Annotated in this window: 22 protein-coding genes; 7 read left to right on the top strand and 15 right to left on the bottom strand. The window is 72.1% G+C overall.

Features of this window, described 5'->3' with window-relative positions; genetic code table 11:
* Positions 1-393 precede the first annotated feature (393 nt).
* The 3 genes from O1Q96_RS02015 (at position 394) to O1Q96_RS02005 (ending at position 2,701) form a co-directional block, all read left to right on the top strand.
* Positions 394-1,056, top strand: coding sequence for a response regulator (locus O1Q96_RS02015; protein ID WP_269246559.1), 663 nt, complete (start codon positions 394-396; stop codon positions 1,054-1,056).
* 151 nt (positions 1,057-1,207) lie between these two features.
* Entirely contained in the window at positions 1,208-1,630 is a 423-nt protein-coding gene (locus tag O1Q96_RS02010) for a pyridoxamine 5'-phosphate oxidase family protein (protein WP_269246558.1), read from the top strand.
* 45 nt (positions 1,631-1,675) lie between these two features.
* Positions 1,676-2,701, top strand: a complete 1,026-nt coding sequence (locus tag O1Q96_RS02005; protein ID WP_269246557.1) for a phosphotransferase — start codon at positions 1,676-1,678, stop codon at positions 2,699-2,701.
* A gap of 105 nt (positions 2,702-2,806) precedes the next feature.
* On the opposite strand, the gene O1Q96_RS02000 is transcribed toward O1Q96_RS02005, so the two are convergent.
* A complete protein-coding gene (locus tag O1Q96_RS02000; protein WP_269246556.1) occupies positions 2,807-4,354 on the bottom strand; it encodes a protein kinase domain-containing protein in 1,548 nt (515 codons plus the stop codon).
* A gap of 348 nt (positions 4,355-4,702) precedes the next feature.
* Here O1Q96_RS02000 and O1Q96_RS01995 point away from each other — a divergent pair, with 348 nt between their 5' ends.
* On the top strand, positions 4,703-6,346 hold the full coding sequence (locus O1Q96_RS01995) for a protein kinase domain-containing protein (RefSeq protein WP_269246555.1): 1,644 nt from the start codon (positions 4,703-4,705) through the stop codon (positions 6,344-6,346).
* A gap of 148 nt (positions 6,347-6,494) precedes the next feature.
* Here O1Q96_RS01995 and O1Q96_RS01990 read toward each other — a convergent pair whose 3' ends face one another.
* Both O1Q96_RS01990 and O1Q96_RS01985 read right to left on the bottom strand, forming a co-directional pair.
* On the bottom strand, positions 6,495-7,037 hold the full coding sequence (locus O1Q96_RS01990) for a bacterial proteasome activator family protein (RefSeq protein ID WP_217455211.1): 543 nt from the start codon (positions 7,035-7,037) through the stop codon (positions 6,495-6,497).
* An 86-nt stretch (positions 7,038-7,123) separates the two neighbouring features.
* Positions 7,124-7,699, bottom strand: coding sequence for a PadR family transcriptional regulator (locus O1Q96_RS01985; RefSeq protein WP_269246554.1), 576 nt, complete (start codon positions 7,697-7,699; stop codon positions 7,124-7,126).
* Between the two features lie 111 nt (positions 7,700-7,810).
* On the opposite strand from O1Q96_RS01985, the gene O1Q96_RS01980 reads away from it, so the two are divergent.
* Positions 7,811-8,278: a hypothetical protein gene (locus O1Q96_RS01980; protein ID WP_269246553.1), complete on the top strand. Its 468-nt coding sequence runs from the start codon at positions 7,811-7,813 to the stop codon at positions 8,276-8,278.
* 74 nt (positions 8,279-8,352) lie between these two features.
* On the opposite strand, the gene O1Q96_RS01975 is transcribed toward O1Q96_RS01980, so the two are convergent.
* The 7 genes from O1Q96_RS01975 to pdhA all read right to left on the bottom strand — a co-directional run bounded on the left by O1Q96_RS01975 (position 8,353) and on the right by pdhA (position 16,681).
* Positions 8,353-9,333, bottom strand: a complete 981-nt coding sequence (locus tag O1Q96_RS01975; protein WP_269246552.1) for an NAD(P)H-quinone oxidoreductase — start codon at positions 9,331-9,333, stop codon at positions 8,353-8,355.
* 47 nt (positions 9,334-9,380) lie between these two features.
* A complete protein-coding gene (locus O1Q96_RS01970; protein WP_269246551.1) occupies positions 9,381-10,478 on the bottom strand; it encodes a potassium channel family protein in 1,098 nt (365 codons plus the stop codon).
* Positions 10,475-11,842: a molybdopterin molybdotransferase MoeA gene (locus tag O1Q96_RS01965; RefSeq protein WP_269246550.1), complete on the bottom strand. Its 1,368-nt coding sequence runs from the start codon at positions 11,840-11,842 to the stop codon at positions 10,475-10,477. Before O1Q96_RS01965 ends, O1Q96_RS01970 begins: the two co-directional genes overlap by 4 nt.
* Positions 11,839-12,879, bottom strand: a complete 1,041-nt coding sequence (locus O1Q96_RS01960) for an NTP transferase domain-containing protein (protein WP_419586412.1) — start codon at positions 12,877-12,879, stop codon at positions 11,839-11,841. Before O1Q96_RS01960 ends, O1Q96_RS01965 begins: the two co-directional genes overlap by 4 nt.
* Before the next feature lie 90 nt (positions 12,880-12,969).
* Positions 12,970-14,523 (bottom strand): dihydrolipoamide acetyltransferase family protein, encoded by a 1,554-nt coding sequence (locus O1Q96_RS01955; protein WP_269246549.1) that lies wholly within the window; start codon positions 14,521-14,523, stop codon positions 12,970-12,972.
* The gene (locus O1Q96_RS01950; protein WP_269246548.1) at positions 14,523-15,527 is read right to left on the bottom strand and encodes an alpha-ketoacid dehydrogenase subunit beta; all 1,005 of its coding nucleotides are present in this window, start codon (positions 15,525-15,527) and stop codon (positions 14,523-14,525) included. Before O1Q96_RS01950 ends, O1Q96_RS01955 begins: the two co-directional genes overlap by 1 nt.
* Positions 15,524-16,681: a pyruvate dehydrogenase (acetyl-transferring) E1 component subunit alpha gene (pdhA, locus tag O1Q96_RS01945; protein WP_269246547.1), complete on the bottom strand. Its 1,158-nt coding sequence runs from the start codon at positions 16,679-16,681 to the stop codon at positions 15,524-15,526. Before pdhA ends, O1Q96_RS01950 begins: the two co-directional genes overlap by 4 nt.
* Before the next feature lie 190 nt (positions 16,682-16,871).
* Here pdhA and O1Q96_RS01940 point away from each other — a divergent pair, with 190 nt between their 5' ends.
* Positions 16,872-17,357, top strand: coding sequence for an Lrp/AsnC family transcriptional regulator (locus O1Q96_RS01940; RefSeq protein ID WP_269253434.1), 486 nt, complete (start codon positions 16,872-16,874; stop codon positions 17,355-17,357).
* A 198-nt stretch (positions 17,358-17,555) separates the two neighbouring features.
* On the opposite strand, the gene O1Q96_RS01935 is transcribed toward O1Q96_RS01940, so the two are convergent.
* A complete protein-coding gene (locus O1Q96_RS01935) occupies positions 17,556-18,146 on the bottom strand; it encodes a TetR/AcrR family transcriptional regulator (RefSeq protein WP_269246546.1) in 591 nt (196 codons plus the stop codon).
* Complete coding sequence (locus tag O1Q96_RS01930; RefSeq protein WP_217457882.1) at positions 18,143-19,657, bottom strand: 3-hydroxyacyl-CoA dehydrogenase; 1,515 nt, start codon at positions 19,655-19,657, stop codon at positions 18,143-18,145. Before O1Q96_RS01930 ends, O1Q96_RS01935 begins: the two co-directional genes overlap by 4 nt.
* Positions 19,658-19,805: 148 nt before the next feature.
* Here O1Q96_RS01930 and paaN point away from each other — a divergent pair, with 148 nt between their 5' ends.
* Positions 19,806-21,497, top strand: a complete 1,692-nt coding sequence (paaN, locus tag O1Q96_RS01925) for a phenylacetic acid degradation protein PaaN (RefSeq protein WP_269246545.1) — start codon at positions 19,806-19,808, stop codon at positions 21,495-21,497.
* Positions 21,498-21,584: 87 nt separating this feature from the next.
* Here the strand turns inward: paaN and O1Q96_RS01920 are convergent, their stop codons facing one another.
* The 3 genes from O1Q96_RS01920 to O1Q96_RS01910 all read right to left on the bottom strand — a co-directional run bounded on the left by O1Q96_RS01920 (position 21,585) and on the right by O1Q96_RS01910 (position 24,981).
* Positions 21,585-22,334, bottom strand: coding sequence for a TrmH family RNA methyltransferase (locus O1Q96_RS01920; protein ID WP_269246544.1), 750 nt, complete (start codon positions 22,332-22,334; stop codon positions 21,585-21,587).
* The gene (locus tag O1Q96_RS01915; RefSeq protein ID WP_419587033.1) at positions 22,331-23,650 is read right to left on the bottom strand and encodes an HTTM domain-containing protein; all 1,320 of its coding nucleotides are present in this window, start codon (positions 23,648-23,650) and stop codon (positions 22,331-22,333) included. The genes O1Q96_RS01920 and O1Q96_RS01915 overlap by 4 nt, the downstream gene beginning before the upstream one ends.
* 314 nt (positions 23,651-23,964) lie before the next feature.
* On the bottom strand, positions 23,965-24,981 hold the full coding sequence (locus O1Q96_RS01910; protein ID WP_269253432.1) for a DUF5819 family protein: 1,017 nt from the start codon (positions 24,979-24,981) through the stop codon (positions 23,965-23,967).
* Positions 24,982-25,052 lie beyond the last annotated feature (71 nt).

Genomic DNA, 25,052 nt, shown 5'->3' with positions numbered 1-25,052 from the left:
GTCCGGCCCCCGGGGTTGCCGGGAACTGGGTCCCCCTCGGCTCGTCGTGAGCCTGGGGGAGCGGCTCGCCTGATCTCCGTACCCGTGCACGGGGTGGGTGCCCTCGGCCGGGAACAGGCGTGACAGGTGCCCCGGCGAGCGCCCTGCAACAATCACGTTACCCAGTGCTCCACATTACTGTGAAACCCATCCTGACCTGCGATTTTGATCGGATTTCCAAGTACTTTCCACTCGGACTTCCACGTACTTCGCGCGAGTCGGGAACAGCTGCTGGTCACAGCACTGGTTACAGCCTTGCAGGGGGCCGGAACACCGGCACGTTATCCCGGTCACCCCGGGGACGGGAAGGGTTCCACTGGCGCGAACGGAAAGATCGTGTGTGAGACTGGCTCCGTGCGCGAAGAAGGAAAAATCACCGTATTTCTTCTCGACGACCACGAAGTAGTCCGCCGGGGAGTCCATGAGCTGCTTTCGATGGAGGACGACATCGAGGTGGTCGGCGAGGCCGGTACGGCGGCCGACGCGCAGGCGCGGATTCCGGCCACGCGCCCGGACGTCGCCGTCCTGGACGTGCGTTTGCCGGACGGCAGCGGAGTCGAGGTCTGCCGCGAGATCCGCTCCCGGGACGAGTCGATCAAGTGCCTCATGCTCACCTCGTACGCCGACGACGAGGCCCTCTTCGACGCGATCATGGCGGGCGCCTCGGGTTACGTACTGAAGGCGATCCGCGGCGACGAACTGCTCTCGGCGATCCGCGACGTCGCGGCCGGCAGGTCCCTCCTCGACCCGGAGGCGACGGCCCGCGTCCTGGAGCGGCTGCGCGACGGCGGCGGCCCCAAGGGCGACACCAGGCTCGCCAAGCTGACCGACCAGGAGCGCAGGATCCTCGACCTGATCGGCGAGGGACTCACCAATCGCGCGATCGGCGAGCGGCTGCACCTCGCCGAGAAGACGATCAAGAACTACGTCTCCAGTCTGCTGGCCAAGCTCGGCATGGAGCGGCGGGCACAGGCGGCCGCCTACGTGGCCCGGCTGCAGGCGGAGAAGCAGCGCTGAGCGCCCGGGGCATCCACGGGTCGGGTTTTCTGCGCACTACGTAGAGGTCGATCAGGGATACCCGGACGAGACGGATCCGGGACCTACGTCCTGCCCCGGAAGGGCCCGGAGCCCCTGTCCCCGCCTCCTCCCGGTACCTCAGATTGGGGACATGCCGACCGACGAACAACGCGCCGCCGGCCTGCTCGGCCGCGTCGAGTACGGCCGGGTGGCGGCCAGTGCGCGCGCCCTGCCCTTCCTGGCCCCGGCCCGCCACATCGTCGCCGAGGACCGTGTTCTGCTGCGGATGCACCGGGGGCACGGCCACCACCGGGTGTGCGCGGGCAGCGTCGTCGCGTACGGCGTGGACAACCTGGGCTCCGCGCACGCGGGCGAGGAGCAGTGGTCCGTCCAGGTCGTCGGGGTGTGCGAGACCGTCGAGCCGACCGCCGCCCAACTGGAACGCTTCGGCCCCGGCCCGCTCCGTGTGGACGGCCTCCCTTTCGACCCGGTCTATCTGGGCATCGCGCCGCGCTTCACCACCGTGCAGTGCATGGGCGGCGACCCGGAGCGCCCGGGCGGGCACCGTACGTGACATCCGTGAGGTGGGGGGCCCGTCCGGTGCCCTAACATCTGGCGCGTGCCGCGCTCATCTGTTCCGCCCGCTCCCTCCCCCGCACCCCCGTTGGGCGCCCTGCTGCGGCGGTATGCCGCCGGGGCCCCGCTGGCCTGCGAACCCGTCGACCAGGGGCTGCTCAACCGCGGCTACCGGCTCGCCACCACCCGGGGCCGGTACTTCCTGAAGCACCATTTCGACCCCGAGACGGCCGACCCCGCGGCGATCGCCCGCCAGCACGACGCGACCCGGCGCCTCGCCGGCCTCGGCCTCCCGGTGGCCCCGCCGCTGACCGGAACGGACGGCCGTACGGTCGCCGTCGTCGGCGGCCACGCGTACGCGCTGCATCCCTGGATCGACGGACGTCACCGCAACGGCGCCCAGCTCACCGAGGAGCAGTGCCGGCGTCTCGGCGCCCTCCTGGGGGTCGTCCACGCGTCCCTGGAGCGGGTGATGCCGCCGCGGCGGACCGAGGAGCGGACCGAGAGCGCCGACCCGGCGGACACCTTCGCCCTCATCGACGACCTGCTCGCCCGGGTACGCCGCCACCGCCCGGCGGACGCCTTCGACGAGCTGGCCGGACACCGTCTCCTGGAGCGTCGGGACCTGCTGGAACGGCACGCGGACGCACGGCCCCCGCAGGGCGGCTCGGTGGGCTGGGTGCACGGGGACTTCCACCCCTTCAACGTGCTCTACAAGGGAGGCGCCCCCGCCGCGATCGTCGACTGGGACCGGCTCGGGGTCCAGCCGCAGGCCGAGGAGGCGGTCCGCGCGGCGGTGATCTTCTTCGTGCGCCCCGCCGGCACGCTCGACCTGACGAAGGTACGGGCCTACGCGCGCGCGTACCGCCGCTCGGCGCGGGCCGCCCCGTCCGAGCTCTCGGCCGCCGTGCACCGGGTGTGGTGGGAGCGGCTCAACGACTTCTGGATGCTGCGCTGGCACTACGAGCGCGGGGACACCCGCGCCGACCCGCAGTTCCCGGCGGCCTCGGCGCTGGCGGTGTGGTGGACGCGGCGGTACGACGCGGTGAGCGAGGCGTTCGTGGGGTGACGCTCCGCCGAGGAGACTGCGGACACGGGCGGATGACACGCACGCGCGCGGGGACCCCGATACCGGGCTCCCCGCGCGCGTGAAGGGTGTTGCGGAGGTGCCGGGTCAGCCGCCGCTCCCGCCATCCACTTCACCGATGACGCCCGTCTCCTCGTCCGTCGGAGTCGGATCGCCCGACGGGGTCGTCTCCTCGTCCGTCGGAGTCGGATCGCCCGACGGAGTCGTCTCCTCGTCCGTCGTCTTGCTCTGCGAGGGCGAGGGGGACAAGCTCGGCGATGGTTTGTACGACGGCGTGAAGTCCGGATCGCCGCCCGTGCCGGTGTCCTGGTCCGTAGCCTCGTCCGACGCCTCGTCGGACGCGCTCTTGCTCGGAGTCGAGTTCTTCTCGGTCTCCGAGGCGGTCGGCGACTTGCTCGTGTCGCCCCCACCACCGCCACCCCCGTCGCCGTTCAGCGCCAGGGCCACCCCCGCCGCGATCGCGACCACCGCGAGGACCGCGAGGATCCACAGCTTGCCGCGGCCGCTGCCCCGGTTGCCGTGACCCTCGAAGCCGCCGTCGTCGCCGCCTCCGCCCCGGCCCGAGGGCAGCATCGGCGAGGGGATCTGGGTGGTGCCCGAGTCGCCGGGGTGCGGCAGCCCGGCGCCCGCGAGGCCCATGGCCGGAGTGCTGAGGCCCTCGTGCGCCTGCACAGGACCGGTGTTCCAGGTGCCGGTGTGGCCGCCCTGGTCGTACAGCATCTGCAGCCCGTACTGGGTGAGCCCGCGCATCTCCTCAGCGGTCTGGAACCGGTCGTCCGGCTCCTTCGCGAGCGAGCGCATGACCAGACCGTCGAGCTCGGGCGGCACCCCGTCCGAGACCTCGGAGGGCGGCACCGGAATGTCCTGGACGTGCTGGTAGACCACCGACAGCGGTGTCTCACCGGTGAACGGCGGCCGCAGCGCAAGCAGTTCGTAGAGCAGACAGCCCGTCGCGTACAGGTCGCTGCGGTGGTCGACGGCCTTGCCGAGCGCCTGCTCCGGAGAGAGGTACTGGGGCGTGCCCATGACCATCCCGGTTTGAGTCATCGTCGACTGGACGCCGTGCAGGGCGCGGGCGATGCCGAAGTCCATCACCTTCACCGCGCCGGTTTGAGTGATGATCACGTTCGCGGGCTTGATGTCCCGGTGGACGATGCCGTGCTGATGCGAATAGGCAAGCGCTTCCAGCACGCCGGAGACGATGATGAGCGCCTGCTCGGGTCCCGGGGCCTCGGCGTTGATGAGGAGGTCACGGATCGTGCGGCCCTCGACGAGCTCCATGACGATGTACGGGACGACCTGGTGGCCGACCACGTCCTCGCCGGAGTCGTAGACCGCCACCACCGCATGGTGGTTGAGGCCCGCGACCGACTGGGCCTCGCGCGTGAAGCGGGCCTTCGAGACGGGGTCTTCCGCCAGGTCGGAGCGGAGCAGCTTGACCGCGACGGTCCGCCCCAGACGGACGTCCTCCGCCGCGAACACCTCGGCCATGCCGCCCCGGCCGAGTCTGTGCGTCAGCCGATACCGGCCGTCCCCGACCAGTCCGCCGTTACCCCACAACTCCGGCGCATCTGACATACCGCCGCCAGTCGCCTCGGGGTCGGACGGGCCCTGAGCGCGCTGCTGCTGTGCCATCAGTCCTCGCCGTCGTTTCTGTCCGCACCGGTCGAAGTACGCGCGGTGGTTGTTACGGTCTCCGTCGTGCCACGCTACAGCCTCTGCGCGAAACGCCGGTCCGGGATGGACGGGCCATGGAACCCGCAGCCGGCCCGCGGGTGCAAATCCTGTGTACCGGCGGTAGGGCACCTGTAACGCTTCCGCGACTCTTCTTTCGCGTACGGTCACGGAACGGGCACCGAGCTTGACGTGTCGGTGCCCTCCGGCAGACTTGGCCGGAATAACACCAGAGATCACCGGCCGCGGGAGCCACACCAGCAGCTTTCGCCCGCGTGACGGCGCACGGCCGATGGGGGACGCAGAAAGATGAGCCAGGACGGCGCACATGGCCGGTACGTGGGGCGCTCGGTCGCCGGCGGGCGCTACCAACTGCGCGACTTGCTCGGCGAAGGCGGCATGGCCTCGGTGCATCTCGCGTACGACTCGGTGCTCGACCGACAGGTCGCGATCAAGACGCTGCACACCGACCTCGGGCGTGAGCAGGCCTTCCGTGAGCGTTTCCGCCGCGAGGCCCAGTCGGTGGCGAAGCTCTCACACACGAACATCGTCTCGGTCTTCGACACCGGCGAGGACGACCTCGACGGGGTGACGACTCCGTACATCGTCATGGAGTACGTCGAGGGCCGCCCGCTCGGCTCGGTCCTCGACCAGGACGTCACGCAGCACGGCGCGATGCCCGCCGACAAGGCCCTGAAGATCACCGCGGACGTGCTGGCCGCTCTGGAGATCAGCCACGAGATGGGCCTGGTCCACCGCGACATCAAGCCGGGCAACGTCATGATGACGAAGCGCGGCGTGGTCAAGGTGATGGACTTCGGCATCGCCCGCGCCATGCAGTCCGGTGTGACGTCGATGACCCAGACCGGCATGGTCGTCGGCACCCCCCAGTACCTCTCCCCGGAGCAGGCCCTCGGCCGCGGTGTCGACGCCCGCTCCGACCTGTACTCCGTGGGCATCATGCTGTTCCAACTGGTCACCGGACGGCTGCCGTTCGAAGCGGACTCGCCGCTGGCGATCGCGTACGCGCACGTCCAGGAGACGCCCGTCACGGCCTCCTCGATCAACCGCTCGCTGCCGCCCGCCGTGGACGCCCTGATCGCCCGCGCGCTGAAGAAGAACCCGAACGAGCGTTTCGTGAACGCCGAGTCGATGCGCGACGAGTGCCTGCGCGTCGCCCAGTCCTTCCAGGCCGCGCCTCCGAGCATCGTGCCGGGCGTGCAGACGTCGAGCGGCGCCGGTGTGGGCTCCGCGGTGTTCCCGCCGGTCGACCAGTCGGTCCAGGCACCGCAGGGGAGCGTGCAGACGCCGTACCAGCCCGGCCCCTACGGTCCGCCGACTCCGGCGCCCTCGCACACGCCCGCTCCGTCGTACGGCTATCCGCAGCAGGGCGGCTACCAGACGCCGCCCCAGACCGCCGCGTACTCCCCGCAGCAGGGCCTGTCGACCCCGCCGCCTTACACGATGTCCCCGCAGGCCTCGGCGCCCTCCGGCGGTGGCGGCGGCAAGAGCAACATGCCGGTGATCGTGGGCTCGATCGTCGTCGCGCTCGTCGCCATCGGCGGGCTGATCGCCGCGCTGACCCTGGGCGGCGGGGAGGACGACAAGAAGGCGGAGGCCTCCGAGAGCGCCCAGGCGTCGGCCACCGAGGAGGTCGCCGGGCACAAGGGGCCGGACACCACGAAGAAGATCGACAAGACCGTCTGCACGGAGCCCGACGAGTCGTACGACGACGCCGACAAGATCAAGGTCCCGGACTTCAAGTTCAAGAACATCGAGTCCGTGAAGGCGTGCTTCCAGGCGGCGGGCTGGCAGTACGAGTCCAAGTCGGTGAACGAGAACGCCTACGGGGAGGGGACCGTCATGACCCAGATCCCCGAGGCGGACACGGACGTCGACCCCAAGGACATGCCCAAGATCCAGCTCTACGTGTCGACGGGCAACCCCGCCTGATCCCGTCGCCCGCACACACGGAAGGGGCCCGGCAGGAATGCCGGGCCCCTTCCGTCTGGCCGCTCTCCAGGAATCGTCTGCGTTGCCTGCGTTTTCCGTGACGCCTGTGGCGCCCGTGTCTACCGCGCCGTCCGCGCGTCGTGAGGGCCTACAGGTACGGACCGCCCGTGCGGCCGCCCGCCCGCGGGTCCAGCTCCTCCTCGCCGCCGCCGGTACCCGGGGGCAACGCCCGGCGCATCTGCTCCAGCTGGGCCCTGGCCGCCATCTGCTGGGCGAACAGGGTGGTCTGGATCCCGTGGAAGAGGCCCTCCAGCCAGCCGACCAGCTGGGCCTGTGCGATCCGCAGTTCGGCGTCGGAAGGGATTCCCTCGTCGGTGAACGGCAGGGACAGCCGCTCCAGTTCCTCGACGAGATTGGGGGCCAGACCGTCTTCCAGCTCCTTGACCGAGCTGGCGTGGATCTCCTTGAGCCGGACCCGGCTCGCCTCGTCCAGAGGTGCGGCACGCACCTCCTCGAGCAGCTGCTTGATCATGCTCCCGATGCGCATGACCTTGGCGGGCTGTTCCACCATCTCCGTCACCGGGACCTCACGGGAGTCCTCGTCTCCACCGCCGCCGAGAGCCATCCCGTCCTGGCCTACGACCAGGATCTGAGGGTTCTCCGGCGACCTTTCGTTCCTCGGCATCTCCATGCCGCCATTCTCTCGCACGCGTACACCTCCTCACTCTGCTGCCCCCTTCCGAGCGTGATCCACCCTGTAGGGACCGGCGCTCCGCGTCAGGAGGACGGCGCCGGCGGAGGCGGCGGCTCCGTGGCCGCCGCCTCCGCGAGCCGCAGCAGACGGGCCTCGCAGTGGTCCAGCCAGCGGATCTCGGCCTCCGCCCGGAAGATCAGGTGCTCCAGGACGAGCAGCCGGGCCACCTCGTCGCGGTGCGCGGGAGCCTCCGCGAGCGCCCGCGCCCTGAGCCGGGTGTGGGCGTGCATGGCCTCCGACAGATGCCGCCGCTGTGCCTCCACGATCGCCCGTACGTCCGCTCCCGGTGCCCCGACCGCCATGGCCAGCTTGATCGCCAGTTCGTCGCGCGGCAGGTTCGTACGCTCGACGGGGCGGGTGAACCAGGACCGCAGCTCGGCCCCGCCCTCGTCCGTCAGCGCGTACAGCACGTGTCCCGCCTCGTCCGCGCCCTGCTGTACGACCAGACCGTCCCGCTCCAGGCGGGCGAGGGTCGTGTAGACCTGGCCGATGTTCAGCGGCCAGGTCGAGCCGGTGCGGGCCTCGAACTCGGTGCGCAGTCGCGCCCCGTAGCGGGGACCGCGCTCCAGGAGCGCCAGCAGACCATGGCGTATCGACATGACCGACCTGTACCCCATACACCCCTATGAGCCAACGTTTCACCGAGGGTTACGGACGGTGAGGCCGAGATGCCCGTCCGGACACCCCGTGTGAGGCTGATGCCGTTGGTCTTGGCTTCTCCGTACCGGGAGGGGGTCACCGACGTGGCTCCATGGCTCAGCACACTTCGCGTGACCGGCCTGCTGCTGTTCCTGCTGGCGGGTCCCGTGGACACACCGCATGCGGCCGCGTACGAGCCCGGCCCCGCCGAGTCGCGTGCCGGCAGCCGTGCGGGAGAGGGACGTGAGCGCCCCGGGCGGGAGGCGACACCGACGGACGAGGACAGCGCGGCGGCTCACCCGGACAGCTCAGCGGGCCGGAGGAGCCCGGGGGCCTCCGTCGCTCCCGAGTCGCCCTCCGCGGACACCGCTGCACCCACCGAGCGGCCCGACCGCCCGGTGGACGCGCACGAGGCCGCCGACCACCCCGTGCGCACCTCGGAACCCGTCCTCCGGGTGCTGCCCCTCGGCAGCGGACTGGTCCTCATCGGTCTCGGCCTGGGCCTCGCGTTCCTCGCGCTGCGTACGCGCCGGAGCTGAGGCGGCACGGGAACGGCTCCGCCCCCGAAGAACGGGGCGGAGCCGGAACCCTGTCGAGGGCCGAGCACCGCTCGCTACGCCAGGGTGAGCAGCACCTTCCCGATGTTGCCGCTCTCCTCCAGCACCCGGTGCGCCGCGGCCGCCTCGCTCATGGGCAGCTCCCGGTCGACCACCGGACGCACGTGCCCGGCGGAGACCAACGGCCACACGTGCTCCCGTACGGCCGCGACGATCGTCGCCTTCTCACCGGCCGGGCGGGCCCGCAGCGAGGTCGCGGTGACGGCGCCGCGCTTGCTGAGGAGCGTCGCGATGTTCAGCTCGCCCTTGATGCCGCCCTGCATGCCGATGATCGCGAGACGTCCGTTGACCGCGAGGGCCTTGACGTTGCGGTCGAGGTACTTGGCGCCCATGTTGTCGAGGATGACGTCGGCGCCCGCCCCCTCGGTGGCGGCCTTGATCTCCTCGACGAAGTCCTGCTCGCGGTAGTTGATGAGCACGTCCGCGCCGAGTTCGGCGCAGAAGTCCAGCTTCGCCTTGCTGCCCGCGGTGACGGCGACCTTCGCACCGACGGCCTTGGCCAGCTGGATCGCCATGGTGCCGATACCGCTCGCTCCGCCGTGCACCAGGAGCGTCTCGCCGGGGCGGAGGTGGGCGATCATGAAGACGTTGGACCAGACCGTGCAGGTCACCTCGGGCAGCGCGGCCGCCCTGTCCAGGCCGACGCCCTCGGGCACGGGCAGCAGTTGCCCGCCCGGGACCACCACCTTCTCCGCGTACCCGCCGCCCGAGAGCAGCGCGCACACCTCGTCCCCGACGGTCCACTCCGAGACACCGGGTCCGAGGGCGGCGACCCGTCCGGAGCACTCGAGTCCGGGGTAGGGGGACGCGCCGGGCGGTGGGTCGTAGAACCCCTGCCGCTGGAGCAGATCGGCGCGGTTCACCGCGCTCGCCGCCACCTCGACCAGCACTTCGCCCTCTCCGGGCACCGGATCCGGGACCTCGTCCCACACCAGCGCCTCGGGCCCACCAGGTTCAGGAATCGTGATCGCTCGCATGCGGGCGAGGCTACTCCCGGCAGCCGCCGGGGCGGGGGCCCGGGCACTCAGTCGTGGGGCAGCGGCCGCATGTCCGGCGCGACCTGGGTGTGCGGGCTGACCCGCACGATGGTGATCAGACGGTCCGTCAACTGCACCTTCCCGATGGCCGGGTCGTCGTAGCCGAGCACGCGGTGCCCTCGTACGACACTCACCACCAGGTCCTCGATCTCGCGGACGCTCTTGCCGACCTCGGCCTTTATGACGGTCCGTTCGACCATGTCGAGTCCGCTGCCCTGCTGGATGAGGTCCTCCATGACCATGCCCGCGCTGGGGCTGAGCACGGAGAGCCCGAGCAGGCGGCCGGCCGCGCTCGCGCTGGTGATGACGGCGTCGGCGCCGGACTGCTTCAGCAGCGGCGCGTTCTCCTCCTCACGCACGGCGGCCACGATCTTCGCCTTGCGGTTGAGCTGCCGGGCCGTCAGCGTGACGAGCACGGCGGTGTCGTCGCGCTGTGTCGCGATGATGATCTGCCGGGCCCGCTGCACCTCGGCCCGGATCAGGACGTCACTGCGCGTGGCATCGCCGACCACCCCCGCGAAACCGTCGGCCGTCGCCGCCTCGATCACCTTGGAGCTGGGGTCGACGACCACGACCTGCTCCTTCTTCAGCCCCGTCGCGCACACGGTCTGGATCGCCGAGCGGCCCTTGGTGCCGAACCCGATGACAACGGTGTGCTCCCTCAAAGCGGCCCTCCAGCGGTTCAGTCGCCATTCCTCCCGGGTGCGTTCGGTGAGAACTTCGAGAGTGGTGCCGACCAGGATGATCAGGAAGAGCACGCGCAGCGGCGTGATCAGGAAGATGTTGGTGAAGCGGGCGCCGTCGCTGACCGGGGTGATGTCGCCGTATCCGGTGGTGGAGAGAGTGACGGTCGCGTAGTAGAACGAGTCGAGCAGGTCGACCGGCCCGTCCGAGCTGTCCTTGTAGCCGTCACGGTCGAGATAGACGATGAAGGCCGTGCCGACCAGCACCAGCAGCGCGATGACGACCCGCTTGGTGACCTGGCGCAGGGGGCGTTCCACCCGTTGCCGGGGCAGCTTCACCCGATGGGTGACTAGGCGTTCGTCCGCCTGTCGGGCGATCGCGTCTTGGCCCGGAAGTTTCACGTGAAACACACCCCGATCCCGGCCATCGCCCAGGGCAGGTCGAGGATCTCCAGTTCCTGGCCGGGCCGCGCACCGCCGGGCGGGACGACGGCGAGCGCGTCGGCCACGGCGATGCCCCGCAGCATGGCCGGTCCGTTGTAGTGCAGCGGCACGGCCCGGTCCCCACGCAGCACGACGGGAATCAGCCGGGTGTCGTACGGGTGACCGTGCACGGCGTCCTGGAGGGGCAGCGTGTACGGCTCCGGGGCCGCGCGTCCCGCGAGGGTGCGCAGCAGCGGCTCGGCGAGCGTGAGGAGGCCGGAGACCGCGGCGAGCGGATTGCCCGGCAGACCGACGAGGTGCCGGCCCTCCTTGAGACGTGCCAGGAGCATCGGGTGCCCGGGGCGCACCTTGACACCGTCCACCAGCAGTTCGGCGCCGATGCGGCGCAGGACGGGGTGGACGTGGTCGACAGGGCCGGCGGCGGTGCCACCGGTCGTGACGACCAGGTCGGCGTCGGAGTTCTTGATGGCCTTGCGCAGCGCCTCGGCGTCGTCGCCGAGCCTGCGCACCGCGATGACGTCCGCGCCGAGGGCGCGCAGCCAGGGCGGCAGCATCGGTCCGAGCGCGTCCCGGATCAGCCCGTCGTGCGGCCGGCCCTCGGTGAGCAACTCGTCGCCGAGGACCAGGACTTCCGCACGCGGTCGGGGGAGGGCGGAGACGGTGTCGTACCCGGCGGCGGCGGCGAGCCCGAGCACGGCCGGGGTGACCAGCGTGCCCGACGGCAACAAGGGGTCGCCGGAACGGCACTCCTGGCCGCGGGGGCGGATGTCCTGACCCGGCACGACGTCCCGGGTCGCGTGCAGCCGGCCCTTCTCGTCGGTGCGGCCGTGCTCGCTGCGGATCACGGCGGTGACATCCAGGGGGATGCGCGCGCCGGTGGCGATCCGGACCGCCTCGCCGTCGGTGAGCGGTTCCGGCTGGTCGTGACCGGCGAGCACTCCTTCGGCCCGGACGTCCCACGGGCCGGGCCCGGCAACCGCCCAGCCGTCCATCGCGGACGTGTCGAAGGACGGCAGGTCCGTGAGAGCGCCGAGCGGAGCGGCAAGGACGAGGCCCAGCGCGGCCTCCAGGGTGACGGAGACCGGGGCGTCGGGACGGCGCGGGGCTCGCTCCGCGATGACACGGGCCTTCGGCCAGGGCGTGGCGGTGTGGTGCCCAGTGCTGTCCTTCCGGCTGCCGTCCTGCGGGGACGGCGAAGGGACGGAGCGGGGGGCTCCGGCCGTTCCGGAGTCGTCGGGCACCTTGGCACCGCCTTCCTTGGCCAGGGCGAGGGCCTCGTCGACGTCGAAGTCGACCTCCTCGTACTGCCCCGAGGCGGTCATCCGGCGTCCGGCCGGACGTCACCGGCGGGGCGGGCGGCTGGGGCGTCACCGGTGCCGGGAGCGGCGGTGGCACGGGTCCCGGGCGCCCGCGTGGGGTCCGTGCCCGGCGGGGTCGCCGTGACGTCGGTCTCCGCCTCCGCCTCCGCAGCCCATCGCAGCGCCAGCGCCTCAGCCTTGCGCGCGACCTCCGCGACCACCTCCGGGCCACCCCCGGCCCGGCCCGCCGCGTACCCCACGAGGAACGTCGTCAGCGGGGCTGCCGGACGGGCCACGCCGTGGGCGGCGTCGCGGGCGAGGTCGAGCAGGGTGCCGGTGTCGACGTCCAGGTCGATGCCCAGTTCGTCCTTGACTGCGGTAATCCATTCGTCCAACACGTGCCCATGCTCCCTGATACGTGCCCGGGCGGCGGCGATGTCGTCCCAGGTGTCGCAGTCGAAGGACGCGACGGGGTCGGTGATACGGGTCAGTTCGAGCGCGCCGGTGAGCCGTCGCAGCGGCAGGCCGGTCAGTTCACCGTGCTCGGCGCGCAGGACCGCCAGCTCGCGTCGCAGGGCCGAACCACGGTACGCGGCCACGAGAGGCTGGTCGCGGCCGCCCGTGTCGGTGAGCAACACGCCCTCGCCGTCCGTCTCGTGAAGAGCGGTCAGCAGCCTCCGCACCGTCTCCCTGTCCAGGAACGGGAGGTCGGCGGAGAGCACCACGACGTACTCGGCGGTGGTGTGCCGCAGTCCGGCGTCCAGTGCGGCGAGCGGGCCCGCGCCGGGCGGGTCCTCGCGGGCCCACGTCACCGGGCGGGCGGTGGGCCGGGGCTCGGCGACGACCACGGTGGTGGCCGCGCCGGAGCAGGCGGCGAGGACCCGGTCGAGCAGTGCGCGGCCTCCCACGCGTACGCCCGGTTTGTCGGCGCCTCCGAGGCGGCGGGCGGCGCCGCCGGCGAGCACGACGGCGTCATGGCTTTCCGTAGCGGGTGCGCCGGAGGAACCGGAGGACCCGAGGGGGCCGGAACCGGGCGCGTTGGGAGGCTCGGACGCGGTCACCCCCCGAGTATGAGCGTCCGGTGGATCATTTCCACCCCCGCGCACAGCATGTGGACGGGGGTGGTGGCGGGGCCGGAGGGGCCCAGGAGGTCACAGGGTCCGCAGCAGCACCGCCGGCTGTTCCACGCAGTCCGCCACATACCGCAGGAAACCGCCGGCCGTTCCGCCGTCGCACACCCGGTGGTCGAAGGTGAGCGAGAGCTGCACGACCTGCCGCACCGCCAGCTCGCCCTCGTGCACCCAGGGCTTGGGGACGATCCGGCCGACGCCGAGCATGGCCGCCTCGGGGTGGTTGATGATCGGAGTGGAGCCGTCGACGCCGAACACCCCGTAGTTGTTCAGCGTGAAGGTGCCGCCGGTGAGTTCCGCCGGTGTGAGCTTCCCGGTGCGGGCCGACTCGGTGAGCCGGGCGAACTCCGCGCTCAGCGACTCCGCGCCGCGCGCGTGGGCGTCCTTGACCACCGGCACGACGAGTCCGCGCTCGGTCTGTGCGGCGAACCCGAGGTGCACCTCGTCGAGCCGTACGACCTCGCGGGCGTCCATGTCGACCGTCGAGTTGAGCTCGGGAAAGCGGGCGAGCGCGGCCGTGCAAACGCGGGCGAGGAGCGCGAGGAGGGAGATTCTCGGCCCGCCGGCCTCGTTCATCCGCACGCGCGCGTGCATCAGTTCCGTGGCGTCGGCGTCCACCCAGCAGGTCGCGTCGGGGATCTCGCGGCGGCTCCGGGAGAGCTTGTCGGCGACGGCACCGCGGACGCCCTTGAGGGGGATGCGGGTGCCTGACGCGCGCGCGGGTGCCGCGGTGGCCGGCGCCGCCTGACTCCGCTCGACGGGCGGGGCGCTCGCGGTGGCCGCACCGCTGAGAACGGCGTGCTCCACGTCGGCGCGCGTGATCAGCCCGTCGGGCCCCGATCCCGCCAGCGCCCGCAGGTCGAGCCCGTGTTCGCGGGCCAGCCGGCGCACGAGCGGGGAGATCACCGGCACGGGCCCGTCGCTCCGGCGCGGCGAATCGACACCGGCCCCGTCGACGAGCGGTCGCCGTTCCCGTACGGCGTTTCGGGCGACCGCACCGGACGCGGCAGCGCCGGAACCGGCGGGCGCCGCGGCGACAGCCCGATCCCGTTCCGGACGCCCGACGAAACGGCCTTCACCGGGTCCTGTTCCTGCTCCGCCCCCGGCGCCGGTCCCGGTCTCGACCCGCCCCGCTCCCACTCCCACTCCCGCGGCATGCGCGCCGCCGGGCTCCCCCGGTGACCGGTGGCCCGGAGTCGCGCCGGACGCGGGCGGCCGTACCCGGCGGCGGCGCGCCGGAGGCGCCTGCGTGCCGTAGCCGACCAGCACGTTCCCCGAGCCCTCGCCGCCGGAGCCGGGCGCGTCGAAGTCGGGCGCTCCGGAAGCAGGTGCTCCCACCGCCACCGTCAGCAGCGGGGCGCCCACCGGAAGTTCCGTTCCCTCGTCGCCGTAGCGGGCCGTGACCACGCCCCCGTACGGGCAGGGGACCTCGACCATCGCTTTGGCCGTCTCGACCTCGACGACGGGCTGGTCGACGGCGACGACGTCACCGACCTGGACGAGCCAGCGGACGATCTCGGCCTCGGTGAGCCCCTCGCCGAGGTCGGGCAGCTTGAATTCGAGGACCTGTGCCATCAGCTCTGCGCCTCCCACTGCAGCCGCGCCACGGCGTCCAGGATCCGGTCGACGCCGGGCAGGTGGTGCCGCTCCAGCATCGGCGGCGGATACGGGATGTCGAAGCCGGCCACGCGCAGCACCGGCGCCTCCAAGTGGTGGAAGCAGCGCTCCGTGACGCGCGCGGCGATCTCCCCGCCGGGCCCGCCGAAGCCTCCCGACTCGTGCACCACGACGGCCCGGCCGGTACGGCGCACGGACGCGGCGACCGTCTCGTCGTCGAACGGCACCAGGGAGCGCAGGTCGACGACTTCGAGGTCCCAGCCCTCGGCCCCGGCCGCTTCCGCGGCCTCCAGGCAGACGGGCACGGACGGACCGTACGTGATGAGCGTGGCACTGCGGCCCGGCCTGCGGACCACCGCACGGCCGATGGGCTCGACGGCCTGCGGCTCGTCGGGGTTCCAGGAGTCCTTCGACCAGTACAGGCGCTTGGGCTCCAGGAAGACGACCGGGTCGTCGGAGGCGATGGCCTGGCGCAACAGGCCGTAGGCGTCGGCGACCGTCGCCGGCGTGACGACGTGCAGCCCTGGAGTCGCCATGTAGTACGCCTCGGAGGAGTCGCTGTGGTGCTCGACGCCGCCGATACCGCCGCCGTAGGGCACCCGCACGGTGATGGGCAGCGGCATCGCCCCGCGCGTGCGGTTGCGCATGCGGGCCACGTGCGAGATCAGCTGCTCGAAGGCGGGGTACGCGAAGGCGTCGAACTGCATCTCCACGACCGGCCTGAGCCCGTACATGGCCATGCCGACCGCCGTGCCGAGGATGCCCGCCTCGGCCAGCGGCGTGTCCGTGACCCGGTCCTCGCCGAACTCCTTCGCGAGCCCGTCGGTGACGCGGAAGACGCCGCCCAGGGCGCCGACGTCCTCGCCCATGACGTGGACGGTCGGGTCGTCGGCCAGCGCGTCGCGCAGGGCCCGTCCGAGGGCCTGCGCCATGGTGGCCGGCTTCACCGCGACGGTGGTCATCGCGTGTTTCCTTCCGGCTCGTCCTCGTGCTGACGCGCCTCGGCGTCCAGCTCGGCCCGCAACATGGCTTCCTGCTCCAGGAGTTGCGTCGTCGGCTGGGCGTAGACCTCCGCGAAGAGGTCCATGGGGTCGAGCGCCGGGTCCTGGTTCATGCGCTCGCGCAGGTCCGCGGCCATCGCCTCGGCGTCCTCCCGCGCGGCCCGCATCCCGTCCTCGTCGAGCAGTCCACGATCGGTCAGCTCGCGCTCCAGGAGTGCGATCGGGTCGTGCGCACGCCAGGCCTCGACCTCCTCGTCCCCGCGGTAGCGCTTGTCGTCGTCGGCGTTCGTGTGGGCCTCCATGCGGTACGTCACCGCCTCCACGAGCGTGGGACCGCCGCCCGCGCGTGCGTGGGCGATCGCCTCGCTGAGTACCTCGTGCACGGCGGCGGCGTCGTTCCCGTCGACCAGCCTGCCGGGCATTCCGTACCCCACGGCCTTGTGGGCCAGGGAAGGGGCGGCGGTCTGCTTGGCGAGCGGGACGGAGATCGCGAAGCCGTTGTTCTGCACCAGGAAGACCACCGGGGCCTGCCACACGGCGGCGAAGTTCAGCGCCTCGTGGAAGTCGCCCTCGCTGGTGCCGCCGTCGCCGACCAGCGCGAGCGCGACCACGTCGTCGCCCTTGAGGCGGGCTGCGTGCGCGAGGCCCACGGCATGCGGCAACTGGGTGGCGAGCGGAGTGCACAGGGGGGCGATGCGGTGCTCGTGGGGGTTGTAGCCGGTGTGCCAGTCGCCGCGCAGGAGGGTCAGCGCCTGTACGGGGTCGAGGCCCCGGGCGACGGCGGCGAGGGTGTCCCGGTAGCTCGGGAAGAGCCAGTCCCGCTCCTCGAGGACGAGCGCGGCGGCGACCTCGCAGGCCTCCTGGCCCGTGGAGGAGGGGTAGACGGCGAGGCGGCCCTGCTTGGTGAGGGCGGTGGCCTGCGCGTTGTACCGACGGCCGCGCACCAGCTCCGCGTACAGACGGCGCAGCAGTCCCGGGTCGACCCGCTCGGCCGCCTCGGTGCCGAGGACGCGGTGGGGTGACGCGTCGGGCAGCAGCGGCGCTGGGTCGGTGCGGGGCTGCCAGGCGGGCGGCGGCGTGGGCCGGTATGCGCCTCGCTGCTCCAGGACCGTCATGTCGGCACCTCCTCGTGGGAGCGACTTCGAGAGGCCTGCCGTGAGTGACACGCCTCACCTACCGATTGTTCGGTCGTCGGCACATTTTGGCTACAGGCACCTTCAGGCTGTGGACAAACGGTTCTCCACAGCCTGAGATGGATGCAGTACGTCCATGGTAGGGAGGCGGGGGGACATGGCACCTGAACAAATGGCCGAGGGGCCGGAGGCCGGGACCGCCCTGCCGCCGCCGCGCCCGCTCGACTCCACCGACCAGGACATCCTGCAGATGCTCCAGGCGGACGGCCGTGCCTCGATACGGTCCGTGGCCGAGCGGGTCCACGTCTCCCGCGCCAACGCCTACGCGCGCATCAACCGCCTCGTCGAGGACGGCGTGATCCGCGGTTTCGGTGCCCGTGTCGACCATGAGCGGGCGGGGCACGGCACCTCGGCGTACATCACTCTCAAGATCGTTCAGAACACCTGGCGCACCGTGCGCGAGCAGCTCAGGCTGCTCCCCGGGGCGTCGCACATCGCGCTGGTGGGCGGCGACTTCGACGTCCTGCTCCTGGTGCACACGCCGGACAACAGGGCGCTGCGCGAGCTGGTGCTCACCCGGCTCCAGGCCATCCCCGAGGTGCTCAGCACGAGGACGCTCCTGGTGTTCGAGGAGGAGGACCTGGAACCGCAGGGGTGATCGGGCGCACGCCCTCAGGGCGGGCCTTGAGCGGCTTTCCTGGAGCCACGGGGAGGGCGCTGGGCCGGCGGTGGGGCAGGGAGCCGCGCAGGCGGCCAGGAGCCGCCGCAGGACGGCCGGGGGCCGTCCGCCCGTCCGCCCGGCCCGCGGCTCCCGGAAGCCCGAGACGCCGACCCGCGGGCCCTCCAGGTACCCGGCTCAGCCCTGCTGCCGGAGTCCCCCGAAGACCATCAGCACCACCGCGTCGGCGACCTCGCGCTCGCCCATGCCCCGCCCGTCCGGGCGGTACCACTCGACGATCGAGTTGATCATCCCGAAGACCAGCCGGGTCGCGAGCCGGACCTCCACGTCACCGCGTACGTCCCCGTCGGCGGCCGCCGCCTTCAGGAGGGCGGCCACCTCGTGGTCGAAGTCCCGGCGCCGTTCCAGGGCCCACCGCTCGGTGTCGGTGTTGCCGCGCACCCGCAGCAGCAGGGTCACGTACGGCAGCTCGGCGGTGAGCACCTCGACCATGCGCCGGGTGACGTACTCCAGGCGCTCCACGGCACGCCCCACGCGCGCGTGCTCCTCGTCGAGGATCCCGAAGAGGCCGTCGAGCGCCCGGCTGACGGCCCGGCGCAGCAGCTCCTCCTTGCCCGTGACGTGGTGGTAGATCGACGACTTGGAGATGCCGGCCGCCTTGGACAGGTGCTCCATGGAGGTGCCGTCGTAACCACGCTCGTTGAAGACCCGCACCGCCACGGAGAGCAGCGTCTCCGGGGTGTAGGTGTCGCGCTTGGCGGTGGTCATGAGGTGCCCTCCCGCTTGTCGGCGGCGTGCCCGTGGCGGTAGAGGGCGAGAGAGGGTGCGTAGCGGCCCGAGGGTTCCCGCAGGTGCAGTTCCTCCAGGAGGTCGTGCGCCCAGGTCTTGCCGAGCCTGCGGCACCATTCGAAGGGACCCAGCGGGTAGTTGACGCCCAGCCTCATCGCCGTGTCGACGTCCTCCTCGGTGGCCACGCCCTTGGAGACGGCGTCGTGCGCCAGGTCCACGATCCGCGCCACGGTACGGGCGACGATCATGCCGGGGGCGTCCCCGATGACGCTGACGTCCTTGCCGAGCGCCTGGAAGAGCCCGGTCGCCTCGGCGAGGGTCTGCGGCTGGGTGTCCTGCGAGCCGGACAGGGCGATCCGGGTGGCCCTCCGGTAGTCGAGCGCCAGGTCGAAGTAGACGACGTCACGGAACTCGACCGCGGTCTGGCCGTCCGCGAGGGCCAGCTGGCCGCCGCTGGGGAGCACCAGGCGCGTGCCGTGGTCCTCCTCGTCCTCGCGGACCTGGATGCCCGCCTCGCGGATCAGCGCGAGCAGCTCGGAGGCGGGGCCCAGGTCACCCTCGGCGACGACGTAGGCGGGCGGCTGGGCCTTGTCCGCGGTGTGCGGCTCGGGACGCTCGGCCCCCGCCCCGTGGTCGTACCAGCCCTGTCCCGTCTTGCGGCCGTGCCGGCCCGACTCGACGAGTCGGCGCTGGGCCAGCGAGGGCGTGAAGCGCACGTCCTGGAAGAAGGCCTCCCACACGGAGCGCGTCACGGACTCGTTGACGTCCTGGCCGATGAGGTCGGTCAGTTCGAAGGCGCCCATCCGGAAGCCGCCCGACTCGCGCAGGATCGCGTCGATCGTCGCGGGGTCGGCGGCCTGGGACTCGTAGACCGCGAACGCCTCTGCGTAGAAGGGCCGCGCGATGCGGTTGACGATGAAGCCGGGGGTGTCGGCGCAGGCGACCGGGGTCTTCCCCCAGGCACGGGCCAGCTCGTACGCGCGCGTGGCCGACGTGACGTCGGTCGCGAACCCGGAGACGACCTCGACGAGGGGCAGCAGCGGCGCGGGGTTGAAGAAGTGCAGCCCCACGAAACGGCCGGGGTTGCGCAGGGCGCCGCCGATCGCGGTCACCGCCAGGGAGGAGGTGTTGGTGGCGAGCAGGCAGTCGTCCGCGACGATGTCCTCCAGCTCGCGCAACAGCTGCTGTTTGACGTCCAGCCGCTCCAGGACGGCCTCGACGACCAGCCCGGAGTCGGCGAGGTCGGCGAGGCTTTCGGCGGGGCGCAGCCGGGCGCGGGCGGCATCCCGCTCGGCGCCGGTCAGCCGGTCCTTCTCGACGAGCCGGTCGAGGCGGACGCCGATCGCTTCGGCCGCCGCCCGGGCACGGCCGGGCGCGGTGTCGTACAGCCGCACAGGGTGGCCCGCGACGAGCGCGACCTGGGCGATGCCCTGGCCCATGGTGCCGGTGCCGACGACGGCCACGGGGCCGGCGAGGTCGAGTGCTGTCATGCTCGCGATCCTCCCGCACGGGGTTTTCCACAGGTTCAGCGGACCCCCTTGTCCCGACCGATCGTTCGGTTACTCTAACTCTGTCCGGCTGTTTCTGCCCAGGTCATGAGCTCGACGAAGAGTTCGTGAAACGAGGAGTTGGTCCCGCATGGCCGCCGCACCGACCGCGCACGAGCTCATCGCCAAGCACCGGCCCACCCTTGACCAGGCGCTGGAAGCGATGCGCACGCGCGCGTACTGGTCGCCGCACCCCGAGCACCCCAAGGCCTACGGGGAGAACGGCAGCCTGGGGATGACCGAGGGCAAGGCCGCCTTCGACGCCCTGCTCGGGAGCCGCCTCGACCTCGGACAGCCCGGCACCGACGACTGGGTGGGCGGCGAGGTCTCGCCGTACGGGATCGAGCTGGGGGTCACCTACCCGCACGCGGACGTCGACACCCTGCTGCCCGCCATGCGCGCCGGGCAGCGCGCGTGGCGCGACGCGGGCGCTCAGGCGCGCGCGGTGGTGTGTCTGGAGATCCTCAAGCGGATCAGCGACCGTACGCACGAGTTCGCGCTCGCGGTCATGCACACCAGCGGCCAGGCCTTCATGATGGCGTTCCAGGCCGGCGGCCCGCACGCCCAGGACCGCGGCATGGAGGCGGTGGCGTACGCGTACGCGGAGCAGGTCCGCACCCCCGACAACGCCGAGTGGACCAAGCCGCAGGGCAAGCGTGACCCGCTCGCGCTGACCAAGCAGTTCACGCCGGTGCCGCGCGGCGTCGCACTGCTGATCGGCTGCAACACCTTCCCCACGTGGAACGGCTATCCGGGCCTGTTCGCCTCGCTGGCCACGGGCAACGCCGTACTGGTGAAGCCCCACCCGCGCGCGGTGCTGCCGCTGGCGCTCACCGTCCAGGTGGCCCGCGAGGTGCTCGCCGAGACGGGCTTCGACCCGAACCTGGTGGCACTGGCCGCCGAGCGGCCCGGCGAGGGCATCGCCAAGACCCTGGCCACCCGCCCCGAGATCCGGATCATCGACTACACCGGTTCGACGGAGTTCGGCGACTGGCTCGAGGCCAACGCCCGCCAGGCGCAGGTCTACACGGAGAAGGCCGGCGTCAACACGGTGATCGTGGAGTCGACCGGCGACTACAAGGGAATGCTGTCGAACCTCGCCTTCTCCCTGTCCCTCTACAGCGGCCAGATGTGCACGACCCCGCAGAACCTCCTCGTCCCGCGCGCCGGCATCCGTACGGAGGAGGGCCCCAAGTCGTACGACGAGGTGGTCGCCGACCTCGCGAGGGCCGTCGACGGGCTCCTCGGCGACGACGCCCGGGCGAACGCCCTGCTGGGCGCGCTCGTGAATCCGGACGTGAAGGCCCGTCTGGAGGCCGCGGCCGGGCTCGGCGAGGTCGCCCTCGCCTCACGGGAGATCGACAACCCGGAGTTCCCGGACGCGGTGGTCCGTACGCCGGTGATCGTGAAGCTCGACGGCGGCAAGCCGGACGACCAGGCCGCCTACATGAGCGAGTGCTTCGGGCCGGTGTCCTTCGCCGTCGCGGTCGACTCGGCGGCGGACGCCGTGCAGCTGCTGCGGCGGACCGTCCGTGAGAAGGGCGCGATGACCGTCGGCGCGTACACGACCTCGGACGAGGTCGAGGAGGCCGTGCGGGAGGCGTGCCTGGACGAGGCGGCCCAGCTCTCGCTGAACCTGACCGGGGGGGTGTACGTCAACCAGACGGCCGCCTTCTCGGACTTCCACGGCTCGGGCGGCAACCCGGCCGCCAACTCGGCGCTGTGCGACGGGGCGTTCGTGGCCAACCGCTTCCGCGTGGTGGAGGTCCGCAAGGAGGCGTGAGCGCCCCCGCAGGCGCGGGGAACCGCGCGTACGGCCACGGACGACCCGCGCCGTGGCCGTGGCACTGCCAGTGGCAGTGGAGTGCGCCTACGAGGCACTCCAGTGGAAGAGGGTCATCGCCACGCTGGTGGCGAGGTTGTAGCTGGACACCTGGGGCTTCATCGGCAGGGACACCAGGTGGTCGGTGCGCGCACGCAGTTCGCCGGACAGGCCACTGCGCTCCGAACCGAAGGCGAGGACGGCGTCGTCCGGGAGCTTCAGCTCCCGGATGTCCGCGCCCTCCGGGTCCAGTGCGAACACCGGTCCGGTCGGCAGCTCTTCCACGGCCAGGCGCTCTACGGCCGTGGCGAAGTGCAGGCCCGCTCCGCCGCGCACGACCGTGGGATGCCACGGATCGAGCGTGCCGGTGGTGACGACCCCGGTCGCGCCGAAGCCGGCCGCGAGGCGGATCACCGCTCCGGCGTTCCCGAGGTTGCGCGGCTGGTCGAGGACGACCACGGGCGCGGTGCGCGGGGTGCGGGCCAGCGCCCGCAGGTTGGCCTCGCGCGAGGGACGTACCGCCAGGGCGGCCACCGCGGTGGGGTGCGGGCGCGGGACGAGCTCCCGGTACGTGGCCTCCGGCACCTCCGTCAGGAGGGCGTCCAGCGTGTCCCGTACGTCCGGAGCCAGCTCGTCGGCGAGAGCGAGCGCGGCCTGCCGGTCGGTGGTGACCGCCACCGGGACGTCGGCCCGGAAACGCACCGCGTGCTTGAGGGTGTGGAAGCCGTCCAGTAGTACGGCGGTGTCGGCGAGCCGGTGCCAGGCGGCGACGGGCTCGGGGTCGCGGGGGTCCCTCATGCCGTGAAGCCTACGTGCGGGTGCTCGGCCGGCTCCGGGGAGCGCGGGGCTTGTTCCTCGTCCTCCTCCCGCTTCCTGCGCTCCTTGCGCGGGCGCGGAAGCGCACGGCCGAGGCGGGACGACAGCCCTCCACGCGCGCGTGCCGCCCAGCCGCCCAGCCGGCGCAGGAAGGACGTCGGCAGGAAGACCGCGTCGGCGGCGATCATCGCGAGCGAGAAGAACGGCAGGCCCAGCACGACGGCGATCACGGCGTGCTCGGTCATCATGGCCGCGAGCAGGACGTTCTTCACCCGCCGGTTGAACAGTGTGAACGGGAAGGCGACCTGCACGGCCACCGTCCCGTACGTGACGAGCATGACCAGCGTGCCGTGTGCGGACAGGAGGTCGGACAGGGCCGGCCAGGGGGAGAAGTAGTCCAGGTGCAGCGGGTAGTAGACGGCCGTGCCGTCCTGCCAGCGCGATCCCTGGATCTTGTACCAGCCGGCGGTCGCGTAGATCAGACACGCCTCGGCCATGATCACGAAGAGCGCGGCGTTGTGGACGAGGTTGGCGACGACGTCGAGGAAGACGCGCGGCTGGACGCTCCTGCGGGTGTACCGGCCCGCCAGCCACCACAGGGCCTGGGCGGCCCACAGACCCCAGTAGACCGTCCGCCAGCCGCCGAACAGACCGCTGTCGATCTTCCCGGCGAGCGTGGCGGCCGCCAGGAGGAGACCGAGCACGGCCCACAGGGCGGGACCGACCCGGTCCGGGGGGAATCGTCCTTCGCGCGCGCGTGCCCCCGCCGCCCGGCGCTCGCGCCGCGCGTCCAGTGACCACACCTGGCCGCAGCGCGTGAACACCAGATAGATCGCCATCAGGTGGATGACGTTGTCGCCGCCGTCCCCCATGAAGATGCTGCGGTTCTGGAGGGAGAGCACGCCGACCAGGAAGAGCACGGACATGGTGCGGGTGCGCCAGCCGAGCAGCAACAGGGCGCTCGACAGCACGGCGAGCAGGAAGACGATCTCGAACCAGACCTGACTGCCGGACCACATCAGGGCCGTGAAGGCGTGGTTGCTCGCGGTGAGCTGCTGGGCGAGGTCCCAGCTCCAGGGGCCGTCGGGCCCGTACATCTCCTGCCGGTGCGGGAACTCCCGGAGCAGGAAGAGCAGCCAGGTCGCGGCGAAGCCGATCCTGATCACCGCGGTCTGGTACGGCCCGAGCGCCCGGCCGGTGAGACGGGAGACGACCTGCGCCAACGTCCGGTCGAGCCGGTGCTTGCGATCGAAACGACTGATCCGCCCGGCCAGCCGCTCCCGTCCGAGGCTGCGCATCCGGTGGGGGTCGTGGGTGCCTGCCGGGGCGCCGACAGGGGTGTCGGCGGGGGCGCCGAGCGGGGCGCGGCCGGGGGTGCCCGAGGGAGCGGTCACGGGGAGTCGTCCAGGAGCACCCATGGAGGGACCCTGTCCGGGGGTGCCCGCCGGGGCGGAGGCGTCCGGCGGGCCCGGTGGGACGGAGGCGTCCGGCGGGCCCGGTGGGACGGAGACGGCCGGCGAGCCTGCGGGTCTGCTCGCAGGCGTGGTGTTCTCCGGCGGGCTCGGCGGATCGGTCTCGTCCGGCGTACCCGGTGGAGTGCTGTCGTGGTTGCTCATCGCGCGTTCCCCGCCGTCTCCGTGGAGTCCGCGGGCCGCGTCCCGGCCGCCCGGTCGGTCTTCGACACCGGCCACCAGGGCAGCTGCCGCAGGACGGGCTTGTCGGACACCTGCTCGCGGCTCCACTCCGGCGGCGGCACGTTGGCCGTACGCGAGCGGACCTGGACCTGCTGGATGACCGCCCCTCGGCCGCCCGCCTCCTCGCGGTCCAGGCGCAGGACCACGATCCGGCGCAGATAGCGCTCGGAGAGGTCGCCGCGCAGGCCGTTCGGGCGGTTCGCGGTGTCGTGCGTGGCCACGAAGAAGTCCCAGGCCCGGCGCAGTTCGTTCTGCTGGGTGTGGCTGGGCAGCAGATTGCCGTCGATGGCCCGGCCGTCCAGCGCGGAGAGGTCGTACCAGCGGGTGGTCCTGATGGAGCCGTCCACGGCCCGTACGTCGGCACGGACCTGGACCGCGATGTTCTGCTGCAGCGGATTGGGCGCGAAGAGCTTCCAGTTCTGCTCGAACTCCGGGTAGACCCATTCGTCTATCGCCTGCCCGTGCTGCTTGGTGACCGTGTTCGACGGCGCCACATGCAGGAACACCATGCCGATGTGCACACAGGCGACCACCGCGACGAACGCGAGCGCGAGCGCGGCGGCGATCTGGAAGGGAAGGGAGAGAGCGGCGATGCCACCGGAGGGAGGGGCGTCCGCGGAGGGAGGCGATCCGGCCGGGCGGGAGACAGGGGCGGGCGGCCCTTGGCCGTAAGCCAACGAGTCGTGCACCACCGGGTCGCGCACCACTGAATCGAGCACCACCGAATCGTGCGCCGCGTGGCCGTACGCAGCCGGCTCGTGCACCCCGTGATCATGCGCAGTCGGCTCGTGCACCGGGTCACCGAGCTGATGCGGGACCCCGGCGGAACCGTCCCCCGGGGCCGCCCGGCCGTCCGGCGGAGGGGTGCCGGGGGCGGTGGCCGCGGGCTCGCGCGGCACGGGCCGGGCGTTCGAGCCCTCGTCGTACGCGTCCATCCCCACCCGTTTCCCCATGTCTGCCCGACTGTCGTCGCCCGTCCCGCGACGGCCGCACCGGAACGGTACTC

This window comes from Streptomyces aurantiacus, from assembly GCF_027107535.1.
Taxonomy (GTDB): Bacteria; Actinomycetota; Actinomycetes; order Streptomycetales; family Streptomycetaceae; genus Streptomyces.
Note: the sequence above shows the minus strand (reverse complement) of the source record. Positions and strands in the feature narration are given on the sequence as shown.